Genomic DNA, 20,369 nt, shown 5'->3' with positions numbered 1-20,369 from the left:
GACTAGAAAGTGAAACTTACGTCCCACTTTCTAAGCTTACATAAGTAGTTATACTTGAACAATCGATAAAAATCAATTATTCACCTTTATTTTTTTTGATAATTTCTTCAGAAACAGACTTTGGTACTTCTTCATAGTGGTCAAACACCATAGAGAATGTTCCGCGTCCTTGAGTGTTAGAACGTAATGACGTTGCATAACCGAACATTTCAGAAAGTGGAACCATAGCGCGAACAACTTGTGCGTTACCGCGAGCTTCCATACCTTCTACACGTCCACGACGAGATGTTACGTCACCCATAATGTCACCCATGTACTCTTCAGGAATTACAACTTCAACTTTCATCATTGGCTCAAGAATTACTGGGCTACATTTAGAAACCGCAGCTTTAAGTGCCATAGATGCAGCGATTTTGAACGCCATCTCAGATGAATCGACATCATGGTAAGATCCGTCAACTAATGCAGCTTTAATGTCAACTAGTGGATAACCAGCTAGTACACCATTTTTAAGTGCATCTTCAAGACCTGCTCCAACAGCTGGGATGTATTCACGAGGAACTACACCACCGACGATCTTGTTTTCGAATTCGAATCCTTTACCTTCTTCGTTAGGTTCAAACTCAATCCAAACGTGACCGAATTGTCCACGACCACCAGATTGACGAGCGAACTTACCTTCAACTTTCGCAGCAGCGCGGAAAGTCTCACGGTATGCTACCTGAGGAGCACCAACGTTTGCTTCCACTTTGAATTCACGACGCATACGGTCAACGATGATATCAAGGTGAAGTTCACCCATACCAGCGATGATAGTTTGGCCAGTTTCTTGGTCAGTGTGAGCACGGAATGTTGGATCTTCTTCAGAAAGCTTAGATAATGCTGTACCCATTTTATCTTGGTCAGCTTTAGATTTTGGTTCGATAGCTACAGAGATAACTGGCTCTGGGAATTCCATAGACTCAAGGATAACAAGGCTCTTCTCGTCACAAAGAGTATCACCAGTAGTAGTATCTTTTAAACCTACAGCAGCAGCGATATCACCAGCGTAAACTGTTGAAATCTCTTCACGGCTGTTAGCGTGCATTTGTAGGATACGACCTACACGCTCACGCTTACCTTTAGTTGAGTTTTTCACGTATGATCCAGAGTTTAACACACCAGAGTACACACGGAAGAACGTTAACTTACCAACATAAGGGTCAGTCATGATTTTGAATGCTAAAGCTGCGAATGGTTCTTCATCGCTAGACTTACGTTCTACTTCTTCATCTGTATCCGGTAGAGTACCTTTAATAGCAGGTACATCTAGTGGAGATGGAAGGTAGTCGATAACTGCGTCTAACAGAATTTGAACACCTTTGTTTTTGAATGCAGAACCACAGATTACTGGGAAGAATTCTACAGAAGTTGTAGCCTTACGGATACCAGCTTTAAGCTCTTCTACAGTGATTTCTTCACCTTCTAGGTACTTCATCATCATTTCTTCATCAAGCTCAGCTACCGCTTCAATAAGTTTTCCACGGTATTCTTCAGCTAATTCTTTGTGCTCTTCAGGAATTTCAACACGTTGAATGTCTGTTCCTAAATCGTTACCGTACATGTAAGCACACTCTTCAACAAGGTCAATGATACCATTGAACTCATCTTCAGCACCGATTGGTAACTGAATTGGATGTGCGTTTGCTTGTAAACGATCGTGGATTGTTCCTACAGAGTATAAGAAATCTGCACCGATCTTATCCATTTTGTTAACGAATACGATACGAGGTACGCCGTAAGTAGTAGCCTGACGCCAAACAGTTTCTGTTTGTGGTTCTACACCAGATTGCGCATCAAGTACTGCTACAGCACCATCAAGTACGCGTAAAGAACGTTCTACTTCTACTGTGAAATCTACGTGTCCTGGAGTATCAATGATGTTTACACGATGACCTTTCCATTGTGCTGTAGTTGCAGCAGAAGTAATTGTGATACCACGCTCTTGCTCTTGCTCCATCCAGTCCATCTGAGATGCACCTTCGTGAGTTTCACCGATTTTATGAATACGTCCTGTGTAGTACAGAATACGCTCAGTTGCTGTTGTTTTACCAGCATCGATGTGAGCCATGATACCAATATTACGAGTGTTTTCTAAAGAGAACTCTCTTGCCATTTGGTGTCTTGCTCCTTCCATATATGGATTGGATTTTTTTATTTTAAGTAGCAAAAAAGCCACTTTATATTGTTACACATGTCAGTATGTCCAGTACTCTCATTATGTAAAACGAGCGCCCGATGAAAGGGAGAGGCATTCTCCCTCTCCACACTTCCATAAGCGACAAATAAAGCGGTTTATGCTTACATTTATTTTACGTTGAATCCTACCAACGGTAATGAGCAAATGCTTTGTTAGCTTCTGCCATTTTATGAGTGTCTTCACGTTTCTTAACAGATGCACCAGCGTTGTTAGCTGCATCTAAGATTTCGTTAGCAAGACGCTCTTCCATAGTTTTTTCACCACGAAGACGAGCGTAGTTTACTAACCAACGAAGACCTAAAGTTGTACGGCGTTCTGGACGAACCTCAACTGGAACTTGGTAGTTAGCACCACCAACACGACGAGCACGTACTTCAAGAACAGGCATGATGTTCTTAAGAGCTTGCTCGAATACTTCCATTGGCTCTTTACCAGTACGTTCGTTTACGATATCGAACGCATTATAAAGAATTGTTTGAGATTTACCTTTTTTACCGTCAACCATCATTTTGTTGATAAGGCGTGTTACTAGCTTCGAATTGTACATTGGATCTGGTAACACGTCACGTTTAGCAACAGGTCCTTTACGAGGCATATTGAGTTCCTCCTTTCATTTTAAAGTTATTATTTTTTAGCAGGTTTTGGTCTCTTAGTACCATATTTAGAACGTCCTTGCATACGTTTGTCAACACCAGCTGTGTCAAGCGCACCACGAACGATGTGGTAACGTACCCCCGGTAAATCCTTTACACGACCACCGCGAATTAATACTACGCTATGCTCTTGTAGGTTATGACCGATACCTGGGATGTAAGCTGTAACCTCGATACCGTTTGTTAAACGTACACGAGCGTATTTACGTAACGCTGAGTTAGGTTTCTTTGGAGTCATTGTACCAACACGAGTACATACACCACGTTTTTGAGGTGCAGAGATATCAGTTGATTTTTTCTTTAAAGAGTTAAAACCTTTGTTTAACGCAGGTGATTTAGATTTCCATACTTTATCAGTACGACCATTTCTCACTAATTGGTTAATAGTAGGCATTTGATTATCCTCCCTTCGCATGTTTGTATGACCACATATCCAGGTGGTTCATTATTAGTTGAAAACAAAGTTTTTGCAAGGAAGAGCAAATGCTCTCTCCTCACAAAAACAGTTTTAACTTATTATTCCTATTGCTGAAGCTCCCACTTGAATCCCCGAAGCTTTACCAAGCTTACGAACTGATTCAACTTTTGTTATGGGCACGTTATATTGCATTGCAATACGAATGATAGCATGGGTTAACCGCATGTCAGCATCCTCTGCGATGACAACTTCTTTAACTGTACCATTTTTGATTGCTTCCAATGTGCGTTTATGACCAACGACTACATTTTCAGCAGTTGATACTTTTTGATAAGACATATAAATATCCTCCAAAGCATCGTTCAGGAGCAACCTTGATTATAGTAACATTTTGACTCATACAATGTCAACTAAGATTAATTGTTTTTATACAAAATTTATGCCGGAAAATTTTACTGTTCCACATAAACCTCATCGTTTTCTACATTCATGTCATCTTGTGTTGTTTTTACAAGATCCACTTTGCGATAACGATTCATACCTGTTCCAGCAGGAACAAGTTTACCGATAATAACATTTTCTTTTAATCCTAGAAGTTCATCGCGTTTACCCTTAATTGCTGCATCAGTTAAGACACGAGTTGTTTCTTGGAACGATGCTGCAGATAAGAATGAATCTGTTTCAAGTGAAGCTTTTGTAATACCAAGCAGAACAGGTCTAGCTGTTGCTGGTTGCTTACCTTGCAGTAAGACCTTAGCATTCGCATCAGTAAACTGATGGATATCTAGTAATGTTCCTGGTAATACATCTGTTTCACCTGCATCACTTACACGAACTTTACGTAACATTTGACGTACCATTACTTCTACGTGTTTGTCACCAATTTCTACCCCTTGCATACGGTATACTTTTTGAACTTCACGTAATAAGTATTCTTGAACCGCCGTAATGTCCGTTACTTTTAGTAATTCTTTCGGATCAATAGAACCTTCTGTTAACTCTTTACCGTGGCTAATTGGCTGTCCTGGAGTTACTTTCAGACGAGCACCGTAAGGAATAGCATACGTACGAGCTTCAACTTCACCCTGTACAACTACTTCTTGGCGATCTTTAACGTCGTTGATCGCTGCGATAACACCGTCGATTTCACTGATAACTGCCTGACCTTTCGGATTACGAGCTTCGAAGATCTCTTGGATACGAGGTAAACCTTGAGTGATATCATCTCCGGCAACCCCACCTGTATGGAATGTACGCATCGTTAACTGTGTACCTGGCTCACCGATAGATTGAGCTGCGATAATACCTACCGCTTCTCCTACTTCTACGTCTGTTCCAGTTGCTAAGTTACGACCGTAACACTTCTTACATACACCGTGGCGAGTGTTACACGTAAACGCTGAACGAATGTTTACAGTTTCAACACCCGAATTTTCAACGATATGAGCGATATCTTCAGTAATTAATTGATTTTCAGCAACTAATACTTCACCTGTTTCAGGATGTTTTACAGTTTTTCTTGCAAAACGTCCAACAAGACGATCATATAATGACTCGATAACTTCATTACCCTCTTTAATCGCACCAATTAATAAACCGCGATCTGTTCCACAATCATCTTCACGAACGATTACATCTTGTGCAACGTCAACAAGACGACGTGTTAAGTAACCAGAATCGGCAGTTTTAAGTGCTGTATCGGCAAGACCTTTACGCGCACCATGCGTAGAGATGAAGTACTCAAGTACTGTTAAACCTTCACGGAAACTCGATTTGATTGGAAGTTCGATGATACGACCAGATGGATTGGCCATAAGACCACGCATACCAGCAAGCTGAGTAAAGTTAGATGCGTTACCACGGGCACCTGAGTCACTCATCATGAAGATTGGGTTGCGTTTATTCAAGGATTTCATCAGTTTTCCTTGGATAACATCTTTTGCATTACTCCAAATAGAGATAACACGATCGTAACGTTCTTCTTCCGTGATTAAACCGCGACGGAATTGTTTAATTACATTATCTACTTTTGCTTGTGCTTCGTGGAGAATTTCATCTTTTTCGCCTAATACAAGAATGTCAGATACCCCAACTGTAATACCAGCTTTTGTAGAGTACTTGAATCCTAAGTTTTTCATACGATCAAGCATGCGAGACGTTTCTGTAATTTGGAAACGTTTGAACACTTCCGCAATGATGTTACCAAGGATTTTCTTGCTAAATGGCGCCACTTCTTCGCGACTAGCAATAATTTCTTTAATGTTCGCACCTTTTTCAACGAAGTATTTCGCTGGTGTTTCTTTTTCAAGGTTTGAATTTGTTGGTTCATTAATATAAGGGAACGACTCTGGTAAGATTTCGTTAAATATTAATTTACCAACTGTTGTTAATAGAAGCATACTCTTTTGCTCTTCAGTAAATGTTGCGTTGTTTACTGCACTTGCAGCTACTGCAACACGTGTATGAAGATGAACATATCCATTTTGATATGCAAGTAATGCTTCGTTTGCATCTTTGAAGACCATACCTTCACCGATTGCACCTTCACGCTCAAGTGTTAAGTAATAGTTACCTAATACCATATCCTGAGATGGAGTAACAACTGGTTTACCGTCTTTCGGGTTCAAGATGTTTTGTGCCGCTAACATAAGAAGACGAGCTTCAGCTTGAGCTTCTGATGATAAAGGTACGTGAACGGCCATTTGGTCACCGTCAAAGTCCGCGTTGTATGCAGTACATACAAGTGGGTGAAGACGGATTGCGCGACCTTCTACTAATGTAGGTTCAAACGCCTGGATACCAAGACGGTGAAGTGTTGGTGCGCGGTTTAGAAGTACTGGATGTTCTTTAATCACAGACTCTAAAACGTCCCAAACTTCAGGTTGTACACGCTCGATTTTACGTTTCGCACTCTTAATGTTATGTGCTAATCCTTTTTCAACTAACTCTTTCATTACGAAAGGTTTGAACAGTTCAAGCGCCATTTCTTTTGGTAATCCACATTGATACATCTTTAAGTTCGGTCCTACAACAATTACAGAACGACCAGAGTAGTCAACACGTTTACCTAATAAGTTTTGACGGAAACGTCCTTGTTTACCTTTAAGCATGTGAGATAGTGATTTTAATGGACGGTTACCTGGTCCAGTAACTGGACGGCCACGACGACCATTATCGATTAATGCGTCTACAGCTTCTTGTAACATACGTTTTTCGTTTTGAACGATGATGCTTGGTGCACCTAAGTCCAATAGACGTTTTAAACGATTGTTACGGTTAATTACACGACGGTATAAGTCGTTTAAGTCAGAAGTAGCAAAACGTCCACCATCTAACTGTACCATTGGGCGTAGTTCTGGTGGGATTACTGGTAGAACATCTAAGATCATCCAAGATGGTTCATTTCCAGAGTTACGGAATGCTTCTAATACTTCTAGACGTTTAATAGCACGAGTACGGCGTTGTCCTTGTGCTGTTTTTAATTCTTCTTTTAAGAAGTCTACTTCTTTATCTAAATCGATGTCTTGTAGTAGCTTTTTAATCGCTTCTGCACCCATAGCAGCTTGGAATGTGCTACCATATCGATCACGATATGCACGGTATTCTTTTTCAGAAAGTAATTGCTTCTTATCAAGTGGTGTATCTCCACTTTCTGTTACAACATAAGAAGCGAAATAAATTACTTCTTCAAGCGCGCGAGGGGACATGTCTAAGACAAGTCCCATGCGGCTCGGGATACCTTTGAAATACCAAATATGAGATACAGGAGCAGCTAATTCGATATGACCCATGCGTTCACGACGTACTTTTGCACGCGTTACTTCAACGCCACATCGATCACAAACTACACCTTTATAACGTACACGTTTGTATTTTCCGCAATGACATTCCCAGTCCTTTTGTGGTCCGAAAATACGCTCACAGAACAAGCCATCTTTTTCAGGCTTTAACGTACGATAGTTAATAGTTTCTGGTTTCTTAACTTCACCGTATGACCAAGAACGAATCTTGTCAGGTGAAGCAAGTCCAATCTTCATATATTCAAAGTTATTTACATCTATCAAGGGGCCTACCTCCCTTTTAGTCTACAGGTTATCCCAATTATTCCTTAGTTGTCTCAACTTCGACATTCAATTTATCTGCTGATTGATGATCATCGTCATCTTCTGTATCACGCATTTCAATTTCTGTATCGTCGCTAGACATCATTTTAACGTCCATACCTAAACTTTGCAGCTCTTTAATCAATACTTTGAATGATTCAGGAACGCCTGGTTCTGGAACATTTTCGCCTTTAACAATTGCTTCATAAGTCTTAACACGTCCAACAACATCATCAGACTTCACTGTTAAGATTTCTTGAAGAGTATAAGCAGCACCGTAAGCTTCAAGTGCCCAAACCTCCATCTCACCGAAACGCTGTCCACCGAACTGAGCTTTACCTCCAAGAGGTTGCTGCGTTACAAGTGAGTATGGTCCAGTAGAACGAGCATGAAGTTTATCGTCAACCATGTGCGCAAGTTTGATCATATACATGACACCAACAGATACGCGGTTATCGAATGGTTCACCAGTACGTCCGTCATACAGGATTGTTTTCGCGTCATTTGCCATACCAGCTTCTTCAATTGTGCCCCAAACATCTTCCTCACGAGCACCATCGAATACTGGTGTTGCAATGTGAATGCCAAGGTATCTTGCTGCCATACCAAGATGAAGCTCTAATACCTGACCGATATTCATACGAGATGGTACCCCTAATGGGTTTAACATGATATCGATTGGCGTACCGTCTGGTAAGTAAGGCATATCTTCTTCTGGTAAAATACGAGAAATAACACCTTTGTTACCGTGACGTCCGGCCATCTTGTCACCTTCAGAAATTTTACGTTTTTGAACGATATATGCACGTACAAGTTGATTCACGCCTGGTGGCAATTCATCGCCATCTTCACGGTTGAATACTTTTACGTCTAAGATAATACCGCCACCACCGTGTGGTACACGTAGTGATGTATCACGTACTTCACGCGCTTTTTCTCCAAAGATAGCATGTAATAGACGTTCTTCAGCTGTTAATTCTGTTACACCTTTAGGTGTTACTTTACCAACAAGTAAATCTCCATCTTTTACTTCAGCACCAACGCGAATGATACCGCGCTCGTCAAGGTTACGTAATGCGTCTTCCCCAACGTTTGGAATGTCACGTGTAATTTCTTCTGGTCCAAGCTTCGTATCACGAGCTTCTGATTCATATTCTTCAATATGAATAGAAGTGTACACATCATCTTTTACAAGGCGCTCACTCATGATGATCGCATCCTCGTAGTTATAACCGTCCCAAGTCATGAAGCCAACAAGCACGTTACGTCCAAGTGCTAGTTCACCTAATTCCATAGAAGGACCATCCGCAAGGATTTCACCTTTTACAACTTCATTTCCAACACTTACGATTGGACGTTGGTTGTAACAAGTTCCTTGGTTAGAACGAATGAATTTTTGCATTTTATAGCGATCTAAGTCGCCTTTTACTGTTTGACCGTCAACTTCTACATAGCGACGTACCCAAACTTCACGTGCTTCTACGCGCTCAACAACACCAGGATGTTTACAGATTACTGCAGCACCTGAGTCTTTTGCTGATACGTACTCCATACCTGTACCTACAATCGGAGATTCCGGATTCATTAACGGAACCGCCTGACGTTGCATGTTCGCTCCCATAAGTGCGCGGTTAGAGTCATCGTTTTCTAAGAACGGAATACAAGCTGTCGCTGCCGACACTACTTGTTTTGGAGATACATCCATGTAGTCGATGCGTTCTCTATTTGTGACAATGTTTTCACCACGGAAACGAGCTACGATATCTTCACTTAGGAATTCACCTTCGTCAGATAATTTCATATTCGCTTGGGCTACAACATAGTTATCTTCTTCATCTGCTGTTAAGTAATCAACATGCCCTGTTACAAGACCAGTTTCTGGGTCAACACGACGGTATGGTGTTTCAATGAAACCAAACTCATTTACTTTCGCGAACGAAGATAACGAGTTAATCAAACCGATGTTTGGTCCCTCTGGTGTTTCAATCGGACACATACGACCGTAGTGAGAGTAATGAACGTCACGCACTTCAAAGCCTGCGCGCTCACGTGTTAAACCACCAGGTCCTAATGCAGATAGTCTTCGTTTGTGAGTTAACTCTGCTAATGGGTTTGTTTGGTCCATAAACTGAGATAACTGAGAACTTCCGAAGAACTCTTTAATAGATGCAATAACAGGACGAATATTAATTAGTGCCTGTGGTGTAATTGCATTTGTATCTTGGATCGACATTCTCTCACGAACAACACGTTCCATACGAGAAAGACCGATACGGAATTGATTTTGTAATAGTTCTCCAACAGAACGCAGACGACGGTTTCCTAAATGGTCAATATCATCTGTATCCCCTACTTTGTATAGTAGGTTGAAGAAGTAACTGATAGAAGCAAGGATATCACCTGGTGTGATGTGTTTCACATCACGAGTAATGTTTGCATTACCAATTACATTAATTACGCGTTCGCCTTCCGACTCAGGAGCATAAATCTTAATAGATTGCAGCTCAACATCGCCTTCTACCACTCCACCCATTGGTTTCGCTGTTTTGAATCCAATGTTTTTCTCTAAGTAAGGTAAAATGCGATCAAGTGTACGACGATCTAAGATTGTTCCTTCTGCCGCTAAAATTTCACCAGTTTCTGGATCCACTAATGTTTCAGCTAAACGTTGATTAAACAATCTGTTTTTAATGTGTAACTTCTTGTTGATCTTATAGCGACCTACATTTGCTAAATCGTAGCGCTTTGGATCGAAGAAACGAGACACAAGTAAGCTCTTAGCATTTTCTACTGTTGGTGGTTCACCAGGACGTAGACGCTCATAAATTTCAAGCAATGCTTTTTCTGTGCTATCTGTGTTGTCTTTTTCTAATGTGTTGCTTAAGTATTCGTTATCACCTAAAAGCTCGGTGATTTCTTGATCAGAGCCAAACCCTAATGCGCGTAACAAAACAGTTACAGGAAGTTTACGCGTACGGTCAATACGCACATATACAACATCCTTAGCATCTGTCTCATACTCTAACCAAGCTCCGCGGTTTGGAATTACAGTAGCAGTAAAACCACGTTTTCCGTTTTTATCCACTTTGCCACTATAGTATACGCTTGGAGAGCGAACTAACTGGGAAACGATAACACGTTCTGCACCGTTAATTACGAATGTTCCAGTCTCTGTCATGAGTGGGAAATCTCCCATGAACACATCTTGTTCTTTTACTTCACCAGTTTCCTTGTTGATTAGACGCACTTTTACACGAAGTGGTGCTGCATACGTCACATCACGCTCTTTGCATTCGTCTACAGAGTATTTAGGTTCACCTAAGCTGTAGTCGATAAATTCAAGCGATAGATTTCCCGTAAAGTCTTCAATCGGAGAAATGTCTTGGAACATTTCTCGCAAACCCTCATCAAGAAACCACTGATAAGAAGAGGTTTGAATTTCGATAAGATTTGGTAACTCTAATACTTCACTAATACGGGCATAACTTCTTCGTTGGCGGTGGCGTCCGTATTGAACTAGTTGACCTGTCAACTGCTTCACCCCTCAAATCATGAGTATTATAAATGCACAAAAAAATTTGTGCAAAATCACAAATAAATACAACTACTGCTATTAGCGTAGTCTCTTTCTCTTAAAGATAAATACGTTGAGTCTTTCTACCTGCTCAAAAAAGAAAAATGGCTTCTATAAGAAAACCATCATTCTGTTTCATAATCTGCTGATTTTACTATCTTTTCCAAGAGAAACAAAAATATACATCTTTCTCAACGCAGAAAATCATATATTGGCATTGTATAATGTTAACATAGCCAAAAATAACCGTCAACGTTTTTTTGATTTTATGATATAATATCCTTTTTTCTTTTCTACAACCTCAACTTCAGAAAATACTTCTTCTAGTTTTTTTAGCGCAGACGGTGCACCTTGTTTCTTTTGAATAACAATCCAAAGTTCTCCACCTGGAACTAAATACTCCACAGCTTTTTCTAAAATCTCATGTACGATATCTTTACCCGCACGAATCGGAGGGTTAGATAGAATAGCAGCATACTTACCATCTACATTTTCATAGACGCTACTTTGAAAAATACGTATATTCTCGATTTTGTTATTAGCGGCGTTTTCTTTCGCAAGCCCAAGTGCCCTCTCATTCACATCCACCATGTGAACTTCACGACCTTGAAACTCTTTCGCTAACGACAAACCAATAGGACCGTATCCGCAACCTACGTCTAATATATTACCTTTAATATCTGGCATTTGAAACGCTTCAATTAAAAGACGGGAACCAAAGTCCACTTCGTTTTTCGAGAACACCCCATGGTCAGATAAGAAAGTAAATCGAGATCCACGAAGGACAAACTCCCATCGCTTGCGATCACTTTTACTAGAAGGGTCGTTAGAAAAATAATGGTCTGCCATATGGCCACCTCTTTTCTTTACAGTTAAAAAAAAAGCTCGCATGAGAGCGAGCTTTTTTTAAAGCATCAAAAGTTAATTACTTAACTTCTACAGCAGCGCCAACTTCTTCAAGTTTAGCTTTGATTTCTTCAGCTTCTTCTTTAGCAGCAGCTTCTTTGATTACTTTTGGAGTGTTGTCAACTAATTCTTTAGCTTCTTTTAAGCCAAGACCAGTGATTTCACGAACAACTTTGATAACTTTGATTTTTTGTGCACCAGCGCTAGTTAGTTCCACATCAAATTCAGTTTTCTCAGCAGCAGCTTCTCCAGCGCCACCAGCAACAGCTACAGGAGCAGCAGCAGTTACGCCGAATTCTTCCTCGATAGCTTTTACTAAGTCGTTAAGTTCTAATACAGTCATAGATTTAACTGCTTCAATGATTTGTTCTTTAGTCATTGTAAATATCCTCCCTTAAATAGGTTTGTATTGTTTTATCGATAATACGTAATTATCTTTTAAAAAATTAAGCGCCTTGCTCTTCCTTTTGGTCTGCAACTGCTTTAGTAGCAAGTGCAAGGTTACGGATTGGAGCTTGAAGAACGCTAAGAAGCATAGAAAGTAAGCCTTCACGTGATGGAAGAGTAGCGATTGCTTTAACCTCATCAAGTGTTACAAGTTTACCTTCGATTACGCCCGCTTTAATTTCTAAAGCTTCATGATCTTTAGCGAAGTCGTTTAATACTTTCGCAGGAGCAACTACATCCTCGTTACTGAACGCGATTGCGTTTGGTCCTGTTAAGAATTCATTTAACTCAGCCATTTCAGCAGATTCTGCAGCACGACGAGTTAGAGAGTTTTTGTAAACTTTGAACTCAACGCCAGCTTCACGTAATTGCTTACGTAATTCTGTTGCTTCAGAAACTGTTAAACCACGGTAGTCAACAACGATTGTAGATTTACTAGCGCGAAGTTTGTCCGCGATTTCAGTTACAACTTGTTGTTTAGTTTCGATTACTTTGCTCATGTTATTACACCTCCTGTAGATTATATAGAAGATGTACCGAAAGTGCACTAAAAACCTCCATGCCCAACTTGTAGACATGGAGGCATATAGTCACAGAAAAAAGATTCCGCTTCGTATATTAACACCTAGGTAGGAAATTAAGTCTATTGACACCTACTGTCTACGGTACACTAATTAAATTCACAACATAAATGATTATATTAAAACTTCTTTATGAAGTCAACTTCCAAAATTTACGCTAATGTAGAAACGTCTACACGTACGCCAGGTCCCATTGTAGAAGCAACTGTTACGTTCTTCATGTAAGTACCTTTTGCAGCAGCTGGCTTAACTTTTTGTAAAGTGTCAGCAATTGTTTTGAAGTTTTCTACTAATTTAGCATCTTCGAAAGATACTTTACCGATTGGAACGTGGATGTTACCAGCTTTATCAACGCGGTATTCAACTTTACCAGCTTTGATTTCGTTAACAGCTTTAGTTACATCGAAAGTAACTGTTCCAGTTTTAGGGTTTGGCATTAAACCTTTAGGTCCTAATACGCGACCAAGTTTACCAACTTCACCCATCATGTCAGGAGTTGCTACTACTACATCGAAATCGAACCAACCTTGTTGGATTTTACCGATGTAATCAGTATCGCCTACGAAGTCAGCTCCAGCAGCTTCAGCTTCTTTAGCTTTTTCACCTTTAGCAAATACTAATACACGTTGTACTTTACCAGTACCATGTGGAAGAACAACTGCACCACGGATTTGTTGGTCAGCTTTCTTAGGGTCAACACCTAAACGGAATGCAGCTTCTACAGTTGCATCAAATTTAGCTGTGTTTGTTTTCTTTACTAATTCTACTGCTTCTGTTGCAGAGTAAGCAGCTGCACGATCAACAAGCTTTGCAGCTTCTACGTACTTTTTACCTCTTTTAGCCATTTTTATTTCCTCCTCGAATGTGGTTTTAGCGGAATAACCTCCCACGTTTACGCCTGTTTTCAGGTATAACCTGAGGATGAGCGCCATCCATTTATTTAAAAACGATAATCATTTACGATAATAAAGGTTGCGAATTGGAATTCCAGACCCGCAACCTTTTTTAAAAACAAATCGAATTAGTCTTCGATAACGATGCCCATACTGCGTGCAGTACCTTCAACCATACGCATTGCAGCTTCTACGCTAGCAGCGTTTAGGTCAGGCATTTTAGTTTCAGCGATTTCGCGTACTTTATCACGCTTAACAGTTGCCACTTTATTACGGTTTGGTTCACCAGAACCAGACTCAATACCAGCTACTTTCTTAAGAAGAACAGCAGCAGGAGGAGTTTTAGTAATGAAAGTGAATGAACGGTCCTCAAATACCGTAATTTCAACAGGGATGATAAGACCAGCTTGATCTGCTGTACGAGCGTTAAACTCTTTACAGAAGCCCATGATGTTAACACCTGCTTGTCCTAATGCTGGACCAACTGGTGGAGCTGGGTTAGCTTTACCTGCAGGAATTTGAAGCTTTACCATTTTAATTACCTTTTTAGCCACGAGACACACCTCCTTAAGTCCGTGATGTGGTCAATTGGACAGTGATTTGCCCTCCCACGTCATATTTTATCTGTAAGGATAAAATCTTTCAAAAAACGTCTCCGATAACGAAGACGTACTGACTTAAAAGATATTATCACTTTTTACAATTCATTTCAAGTTTCATTTTATAATTTTTCAATTTGATGGAAGTCAAGTTCAACTGGAGTCTCGCGACCAAACATGTCCACAAGTACGCTAACCTTTTTCTTCTCCACATCAATTTCTTCAATAGCACCTGTATAATCTGCGAATGGCCCCTCATTTACACGTACTGTCTCATGAAGTTCAAAGTCGAAATCAACCACTTCGTTATCCATGCCCATATGTTTCATAATGGTAACAACTTCCTCTTCTAATAGAGGTGATGGTTTAGATCCAGAACCAGAAGAACCAACGAACCCAGTTACACCTGGCGTGTTACGTACAACATACCAAGAGTCATCAGTCATGATTAATTCTACTAATACATAACCTGGGAACACTTTTCTTTTCATTAATTTTTCTTTTCCGTTTTTCATTTCTACTTCTACTTCTTCCGGGACAACAACACGGAAAATTTTATCTTGCATACCCATTGATTCTACACGTTTCTCTAGGTTTGCTTTTACTTTATTTTCATATCCAGAATAAGTATGGACAACATACCAACTTTTTTCCATTCATTTAGGACGAGCGTCCTTCCCTCCCTGACGTACATTTTTTTGCGCAAATGAAAAAACCCGTTCACCGGGCTTTTACACAGTTCTTATAAATAACATTATATCATGGATAAGTGCTTCTTATTCAAGAATTAACCAAGAATTAACCGAATTAAAGAAGAAATGCCCATATCAACTACTGCGAAGAAAATCGCAAAGAACACAACTGTAGCAACAACAGTCGCTGTTGAGCGGAGTAATTCATCTTTTTTAGGCCAACTTACTTTTTTCATTTCGCGACCTACATCGCCGAAAAAGTTCGTTAAACGCATCTGCGGGACCTCCAGTGTATTATTTCAATTATTTATTTTGTTTCCTTGTGAACTGTATGCTGATTGCATGTTTTACAAAACTTTTTTATTTCAAGTCGCTCTATTGAGCTCGTATCTTTCATAGTAGAGTAGTTTCGATTTTTACACTCTTCACATGAGAGTACAACTTTTTTCCTCATTAGTTACACCAACCTTGTAACATTATGTCCCTAAAAATGTATCATACAATAAAAGACAATGTCAATGACATGCATTTGTACTCTCTACAAAAGAAAACAGGTGATTTATTTTACACCTGTAGCACTTGTTACTTCTTATGAATTTAAAGTTGTACTTTCTCTCATTTCCATATATCGTTCCAATTTCCTCTTTACTCGTTGTAAAGCGTTATCAATAGATTTCACATGCCTGTTTAACTGTTCTGAAATCTCTTGATAAGAACGACCATCTAAATATAAAGAAAGCACTTTCCTTTCTAAATCGCTTAATAATTCAGATATTTTTGATTCTATGTCTGTATATTCTTCCTGGCTAATGATCATCTCTTCAGGATCAGTCACCTTTGCTTCAGAAATAACATCCAATAACGTTCGATCAGATTCCTCATCGTAAATCGGCTTATCTAAAGACACATACGAATTTAAAGGAATATGTTTTTGTCTTGTTGCCGTTTTAATAGCGGTAATAATTTGTCGAGTGATACATAGTTCAGCAAATGCTTTGAATGAAGACAGCTTGTCCTCTTTATAATCACGAATTGCTTTAAACAACCCTATCATACCTTCTTGAACAATGTCTTCTCGATCGGCACCCACTAAAAAGTAAGATCTTGATTTCGCACGAACAAAGTTCTTATACTTGTGAATTAAATATTCTAGAGCGTCAGTATTACCTTTTCGAACTAACTCAACGATTGCCTCATCCTCTAAATCACGAAATGTAACGTCGCCTATACTTACGAAGCCTGCTTCCACCTTGATCCCTCCGACCGCTATTTATTTAGCAATATTATACAGTAAAAAGATAAAGAGCGTCAATGCTTCAACGCTCTCCTCTTCTTAATTTTTCTAATTTTTCTGTAATATCTTTACTAAATATCTTTCGCATGGCGGGCTGCTGTTCTTTCGTGTCTTTTGTACGCCTTCTTACTTGTTGTTCCATCGCTTGTACTTCCAACTCTAATTCACGCGCAGATTTTCGAAGGGCACCTTGCCCAAATATAACCCATTGTTCTGTATAATCAGAAGTCGCAACATATATTTGTGTATTTATATTTCTAAGCTCTATTGCAAGTTGCTCTATCTTTTCGTCTGCAGTTTGATTCTTTCGTGTGAATATGACTTCTACACGAGATTGTTTCATCTTTTTTTCAATACCATGGACTGTATAGGCATCAAAGACTATCATCACTTTTGTGCCTGTATACCCTTGATAATCCGCCATCTTATCAATAAGCGCATCTCTTGATGATTGTAAATCTACATCCCGCAGTTTCTTCAAATCTCCCCAAGCTCCGATAATGTTGTAACCGTCAACGATTAAAATATCGTTCATTTTTTATTTACCAATTTCGTGACGTTTACGATATACCTCATACATTAACAAACTTGCGGCTACTGAAGCATTTAAGGATGTAACTTTCCCCACCATCGGTAGAGTGATTAGGAAATCACATTTTTCACCAATAATACGACTCATACCTTTTCCTTCACTACCAATTACTAATCCAATCGGCATTGTACCATCTAAATTACGGTAATCCGTTTTCCCTTTGGCATCTGTACCAGCAATCCAAAGTCCACGCTCTTTTAATTCATCAATTGTACGAGATAAGTTTGTTACGCGCGCAACAGGAATGTATTCAATCGCTCCTGTTGATGCTTTCGCAACTGATGCTGTAAGTCCCACAGCTCTTCTCTTCGGAATAATAATTCCATGAGCTCCAGTTGCATCAGCAGTACGCATAATAGAACCTAGGTTATGCGGATCTTCAATCTCATCTAAAATTAAGAAGAATGGATCTTCATTACGTTTTTCTGCCACTTTGAATAAATCTTCTAACTCTGCATACTGATATGCAGCTACTTGAGCAATTACACCTTGATGATTACCCTCAACTAATTGATCTAACTTTTTCTTTGGTGCATGTTGTAAAATAATCTTATTTTCTTTCGCTAACGCTAGTACAATTTGTACTTGTCCTTTGGCAGCACCTTCTGCGATCCAAATTTTATTAATATCTCTCCCTGATCTTAACGCTTCAATTACAGGGTTACGTCCGATAATATATTCACTAGTCATGATGATGTGCCCCCTTCCTTTTCTTCTAAAACTGCAATTGCCTTATATACAATTTCATCTAATCTTTCACGATTATTTAATAAATGATGATAACCAATTAGTGCTTCAAAGGCTGTACTATGTCGATATGTTTGTACATCCGTATTTTTCGGAACTGTACCTGAATTTGCATTACGCCCTCTTCTTAATACCGCCTCTTCTTCCTCTGTCAAAAATGCCGTCTCTAATAAATGATAAACAACTTTCGCCTGTGCTTTTGCTGAAACAAAGCTCGTCCCTAAGCGATGTAATTGATTAGGGCGAACTTTTCCTTTTTGAAGGAGGTGATAGCGGATATATTGTTCATATACCGCATCACCCATATACGCTAACGCCAAGCTGTTTAATTGCTTTGCATCAATCATCCTTATCCTCTTTTCCATCTTGTACCTTGAGCGGTATCTTCTAAAATAATATTACGTTCTTTTAAATCGTCACGAATTTGATCAGACAATGCGAAATCGCGATTTTTACGAGCTTCAATGCGCTTTTGGATAAGCTCTTCAATTTCTTCATCCAGTAATTCTTCTTTTGATAATTCTAATCCTAAAATATCAAATAACGTTTCCAGTTGTTTTACGTATGCTTCAATTACAACTTTAGATGTATGCTCTTCAAGTAAATATTGATTTGCATGATTTGCTACGTTGTATAATTCGGTAATTGCATTTGCAGTGTTAAAGTCATCATTCATTGCCTCTTCAAATGCAGTCTGGAATTTCTCTATTTCAGCTAACCATTTCTCATTATGGTCCGTTAAATCCGTACTACTCTCCATACGATGCTTTAAGTTTCCATAAGCTGTTTTAATTCTTTCCAGTCCATTATTCGTACTTTGTAATAACTCTTCACTAAAGTTAATCGGGTGACGATAGTGTACTGATAACATAAAGAATCTAATTAACTGCGGGTCGTATTGCTTAATAATATCGTGAACTAAAATAAAGTTACCAAGCGATTTAGACATCTTCTCATTGTTAATATTAATATATCCATTATGCATCCAGTAACGTGCAAACGTTTTTCCAGTCAATGCCTCTGACTGCGCAATTTCATTTTCATGATGTGGGAACGCCAAGTCTTGACCACCAGCATGAATGTCAATTGTATCCCCTAAGTACTTACGCGCCATTGCTGAGCATTCAATATGCCATCCTGGACGTCCTTGCCCCCAAGGGCTTTCCCAGAAGATTTCTCCTTCTTTCGCAGCTTTCCATAAAGCAAAATCAAGAGGGTCTTGTTTCTTTTCCCCTACCTCAATACGAGCACCGTGACGTAAATCTGCGATTGGTTGATGTGATAATTTACCGTAACCTTCGAATTCCTTCGTCTTAAAGTACACATCACCCTCTGATTCATATGCATACCCTTTATTCACAAGTTCTTGAATAAATTCAATAATGATATCCATATTTTCTGTTACACGAGGATGAACTGTTGCGTGTTTGCAACCTAGTGCTGTTACATCTTCAAAGTACGCTTCAACAAAACGATCAGCAATTGTCGGTACATCTTCACCTAATTCATTTGCCGCTTTAATTAATTTATCATCTACATCCGTAAAGTTAGATACATATTGCACATCGTATCCTTTGTATTCTAAATAACGACGCACTGTATCGAATACCATAGGAGGTCTTGCATTCCCAATATGAATGTAGTTATAAACTGTAGGTCCGCATACATACATCTTTACCTTATTTTCTTCTAATGGAATAAACTCTTCTTTTTGACGTGTTAACGTATTATAAATGTGAATAGTCATTTTTATCCTTCCTTTCTACCTTTAATTCCAATTGTTTCTTCAATTTATCAATTTCTACTTCCATAGCCTTTAATTTATCAAAAATCGGATCTGGAAGGTCAGAGTGATTTAATTCTTGACCAATCTTTACTCCATTTTGAATAACGACACGGCCAGGTATACCTACAACTGTAGAATGTGCAGGAACTTCTTTTAATACGACAGACCCTGCTCCGATTTTAGAATTCTCCCCCACAGTAATAGACCCAAGAACTTTAGCACCCGTCGCAATTAATACATTATCCTGAATTGTTGGGTGCCTCTTCCCTTTTTCTTTTCCTGTACCACCTAATGTAACCCCTTGATAAATCGTTACATTATCACCAATTTCACAAGTTTCTCCAATTACAACTCCCATTCCATGATCTATGAAAAAGCGTCGACCAATAGTTGCTCCTGGATGGATCTCAATGCCAGTAAAAAAGCGGCTCACTTGTGAAACAAAACGTGCAAGAAAGAAAAAATTTCTTTTATAAAAAGCATGTGCAATTCGGTGGGCCCAAACTGCATGTAATCCAGAGTAAGTTAAAATGACTTCGAAATAACCTCTTGCCGCTGGATCCTGTTCAAAAACGACTTCAATATCTTCCCGAAGCCTCTTAAACATCGGTGTTCCCTCCCCTTTATGGGCTGCTTTTTTGTCGAACGAACTAACTCCCCTAACTCATCACTTCTCCTCTAATTCTTTATATAAGGAGATAAATTCTATATTCATACCTATTTACACGGTATAAAAAAAAGGCGTCTCTGTCATATTGACAGAGACGCCTTTTAAGCGCGGTTCCACTCTGTTTAGGCTTAAAAAAGCCTCAAACTCATCCATGATAACGGTGTACACCGCTTCT

At 39.3% G+C, this 20,369-nt stretch carries 20 protein-coding genes and 2 other annotated features (1 of these 22 running past the window's edge); all 20 genes read right to left on the bottom strand.

All coding sequences use genetic code 11. From position 1 onward, the window contains the following. Window positions 1-76: 76 nt before the first annotated feature. The 20 genes from fusA to cysE all read right to left on the bottom strand — a co-directional run bounded on the left by fusA (window position 77) and on the right by cysE (window position 20,131). Window positions 77-2,155, bottom strand: coding sequence for an elongation factor G (gene fusA, locus AXW78_RS00650; protein WP_000090370.1), 2,079 nt, complete (start codon window positions 2,153-2,155; stop codon window positions 77-79). A gap of 208 nt (window positions 2,156-2,363) precedes the next feature. Beyond that, window positions 2,364-2,834: a 30S ribosomal protein S7 gene (gene rpsG, locus AXW78_RS00645; RefSeq protein ID WP_001137491.1), complete on the bottom strand. Its 471-nt coding sequence runs from the start codon at window positions 2,832-2,834 to the stop codon at window positions 2,364-2,366. 29 nt (window positions 2,835-2,863) lie between these two features. Further along, window positions 2,864-3,286: a 30S ribosomal protein S12 gene (rpsL, locus tag AXW78_RS00640; protein WP_001142341.1), complete on the bottom strand. Its 423-nt coding sequence runs from the start codon at window positions 3,284-3,286 to the stop codon at window positions 2,864-2,866. 114 nt (window positions 3,287-3,400) lie between these two features. Beyond that, window positions 3,401-3,649 (bottom strand): 50S ribosomal protein L7ae-like protein, encoded by a 249-nt coding sequence (locus tag AXW78_RS00635; RefSeq protein WP_000121836.1) that lies wholly within the window; start codon window positions 3,647-3,649, stop codon window positions 3,401-3,403. 113 nt (window positions 3,650-3,762) lie between these two features. Then, window positions 3,763-7,374, bottom strand: a complete 3,612-nt coding sequence (gene rpoC / locus AXW78_RS00630) for a DNA-directed RNA polymerase subunit beta' (protein ID WP_000567939.1) — start codon at window positions 7,372-7,374, stop codon at window positions 3,763-3,765. 37 nt (window positions 7,375-7,411) lie between these two features. Beyond that, window positions 7,412-10,945, bottom strand: coding sequence for a DNA-directed RNA polymerase subunit beta (gene rpoB, locus AXW78_RS00625; protein ID WP_000147553.1), 3,534 nt, complete (start codon window positions 10,943-10,945; stop codon window positions 7,412-7,414). A gap of 291 nt (window positions 10,946-11,236) precedes the next feature. Beyond that, window positions 11,237-11,836, bottom strand: coding sequence for a class I SAM-dependent methyltransferase (locus AXW78_RS00620; protein ID WP_000763289.1), 600 nt, complete (start codon window positions 11,834-11,836; stop codon window positions 11,237-11,239). A 76-nt stretch (window positions 11,837-11,912) separates the two neighbouring features. After that, the gene (rplL, locus tag AXW78_RS00615; RefSeq protein WP_000159736.1) at window positions 11,913-12,272 is read right to left on the bottom strand and encodes a 50S ribosomal protein L7/L12; all 360 of its coding nucleotides are present in this window, start codon (window positions 12,270-12,272) and stop codon (window positions 11,913-11,915) included. A 67-nt stretch (window positions 12,273-12,339) separates the two neighbouring features. Beyond that, complete coding sequence (rplJ, locus tag AXW78_RS00610; RefSeq protein WP_000048716.1) at window positions 12,340-12,840, bottom strand: 50S ribosomal protein L10; 501 nt, start codon at window positions 12,838-12,840, stop codon at window positions 12,340-12,342. A 39-nt stretch (window positions 12,841-12,879) separates the two neighbouring features. Further along, window positions 12,880-13,024 (bottom strand) — a sequence feature (ribosomal protein L10 leader region). A gap of 49 nt (window positions 13,025-13,073) precedes the next feature. After that, window positions 13,074-13,766: a 50S ribosomal protein L1 gene (gene rplA / locus AXW78_RS00605; RefSeq protein ID WP_001987630.1), complete on the bottom strand. Its 693-nt coding sequence runs from the start codon at window positions 13,764-13,766 to the stop codon at window positions 13,074-13,076. 176 nt (window positions 13,767-13,942) lie between these two features. Then, window positions 13,943-14,368: a 50S ribosomal protein L11 gene (gene rplK, locus AXW78_RS00600; protein ID WP_001085872.1), complete on the bottom strand. Its 426-nt coding sequence runs from the start codon at window positions 14,366-14,368 to the stop codon at window positions 13,943-13,945. Window positions 14,369-14,535: 167 nt separating this feature from the next. After that, the gene (gene nusG / locus AXW78_RS00595) at window positions 14,536-15,069 is read right to left on the bottom strand and encodes a transcription termination/antitermination protein NusG (protein ID WP_000415794.1); all 534 of its coding nucleotides are present in this window, start codon (window positions 15,067-15,069) and stop codon (window positions 14,536-14,538) included. 131 nt (window positions 15,070-15,200) lie between these two features. Continuing rightward, window positions 15,201-15,380, bottom strand: coding sequence for a preprotein translocase subunit SecE (secE, locus tag AXW78_RS00590; protein ID WP_001241323.1), 180 nt, complete (start codon window positions 15,378-15,380; stop codon window positions 15,201-15,203). Between the two features lie 32 nt (window positions 15,381-15,412). Next, on the bottom strand, window positions 15,413-15,559 hold the full coding sequence (gene rpmG / locus AXW78_RS31400; protein ID WP_014481927.1) for a 50S ribosomal protein L33: 147 nt from the start codon (window positions 15,557-15,559) through the stop codon (window positions 15,413-15,415). Window positions 15,560-15,694: 135 nt separating this feature from the next. Further along, on the bottom strand, window positions 15,695-16,354 hold the full coding sequence (locus AXW78_RS00585; protein WP_000387193.1) for an RNA polymerase factor sigma-70: 660 nt from the start codon (window positions 16,352-16,354) through the stop codon (window positions 15,695-15,697). A 67-nt stretch (window positions 16,355-16,421) separates the two neighbouring features. Further along, on the bottom strand, window positions 16,422-16,934 hold the full coding sequence (locus AXW78_RS00580; RefSeq protein WP_000997886.1) for an NYN domain-containing protein: 513 nt from the start codon (window positions 16,932-16,934) through the stop codon (window positions 16,422-16,424). Between the two features lie 3 nt (window positions 16,935-16,937). After that, a complete protein-coding gene (gene rlmB / locus AXW78_RS00575; RefSeq protein WP_000200237.1) occupies window positions 16,938-17,681 on the bottom strand; it encodes a 23S rRNA (guanosine(2251)-2'-O)-methyltransferase RlmB in 744 nt (247 codons plus the stop codon). Further along, a complete protein-coding gene (locus tag AXW78_RS00570; protein WP_000564261.1) occupies window positions 17,678-18,085 on the bottom strand; it encodes a Mini-ribonuclease 3 in 408 nt (135 codons plus the stop codon). Before AXW78_RS00570 ends, rlmB begins: the two co-directional genes overlap by 4 nt. A 2-nt stretch (window positions 18,086-18,087) precedes the next feature. After that, a complete protein-coding gene (gene cysS, locus AXW78_RS00565; RefSeq protein WP_000152251.1) occupies window positions 18,088-19,485 on the bottom strand; it encodes a cysteine--tRNA ligase in 1,398 nt (465 codons plus the stop codon). Next, window positions 19,466-20,131, bottom strand: a complete 666-nt coding sequence (gene cysE, locus AXW78_RS00560) for a serine O-acetyltransferase (RefSeq protein WP_000476496.1) — start codon at window positions 20,129-20,131, stop codon at window positions 19,466-19,468. The genes cysS and cysE overlap by 20 nt, the downstream gene beginning before the upstream one ends. 150 nt (window positions 20,132-20,281) lie before the next feature. Then, window positions 20,282-20,369: a binding site (T-box leader), on the bottom strand; it runs 159 nt beyond the window's last position.

The sequence above is a fragment of the Bacillus thuringiensis genome (assembly GCF_001595725.1).
Taxonomy (GTDB): domain Bacteria; phylum Bacillota; class Bacilli; order Bacillales; family Bacillaceae_G; genus Bacillus_A; species Bacillus_A thuringiensis_K.
This window is presented reverse-complemented; position numbering and strand designations above follow the sequence as displayed.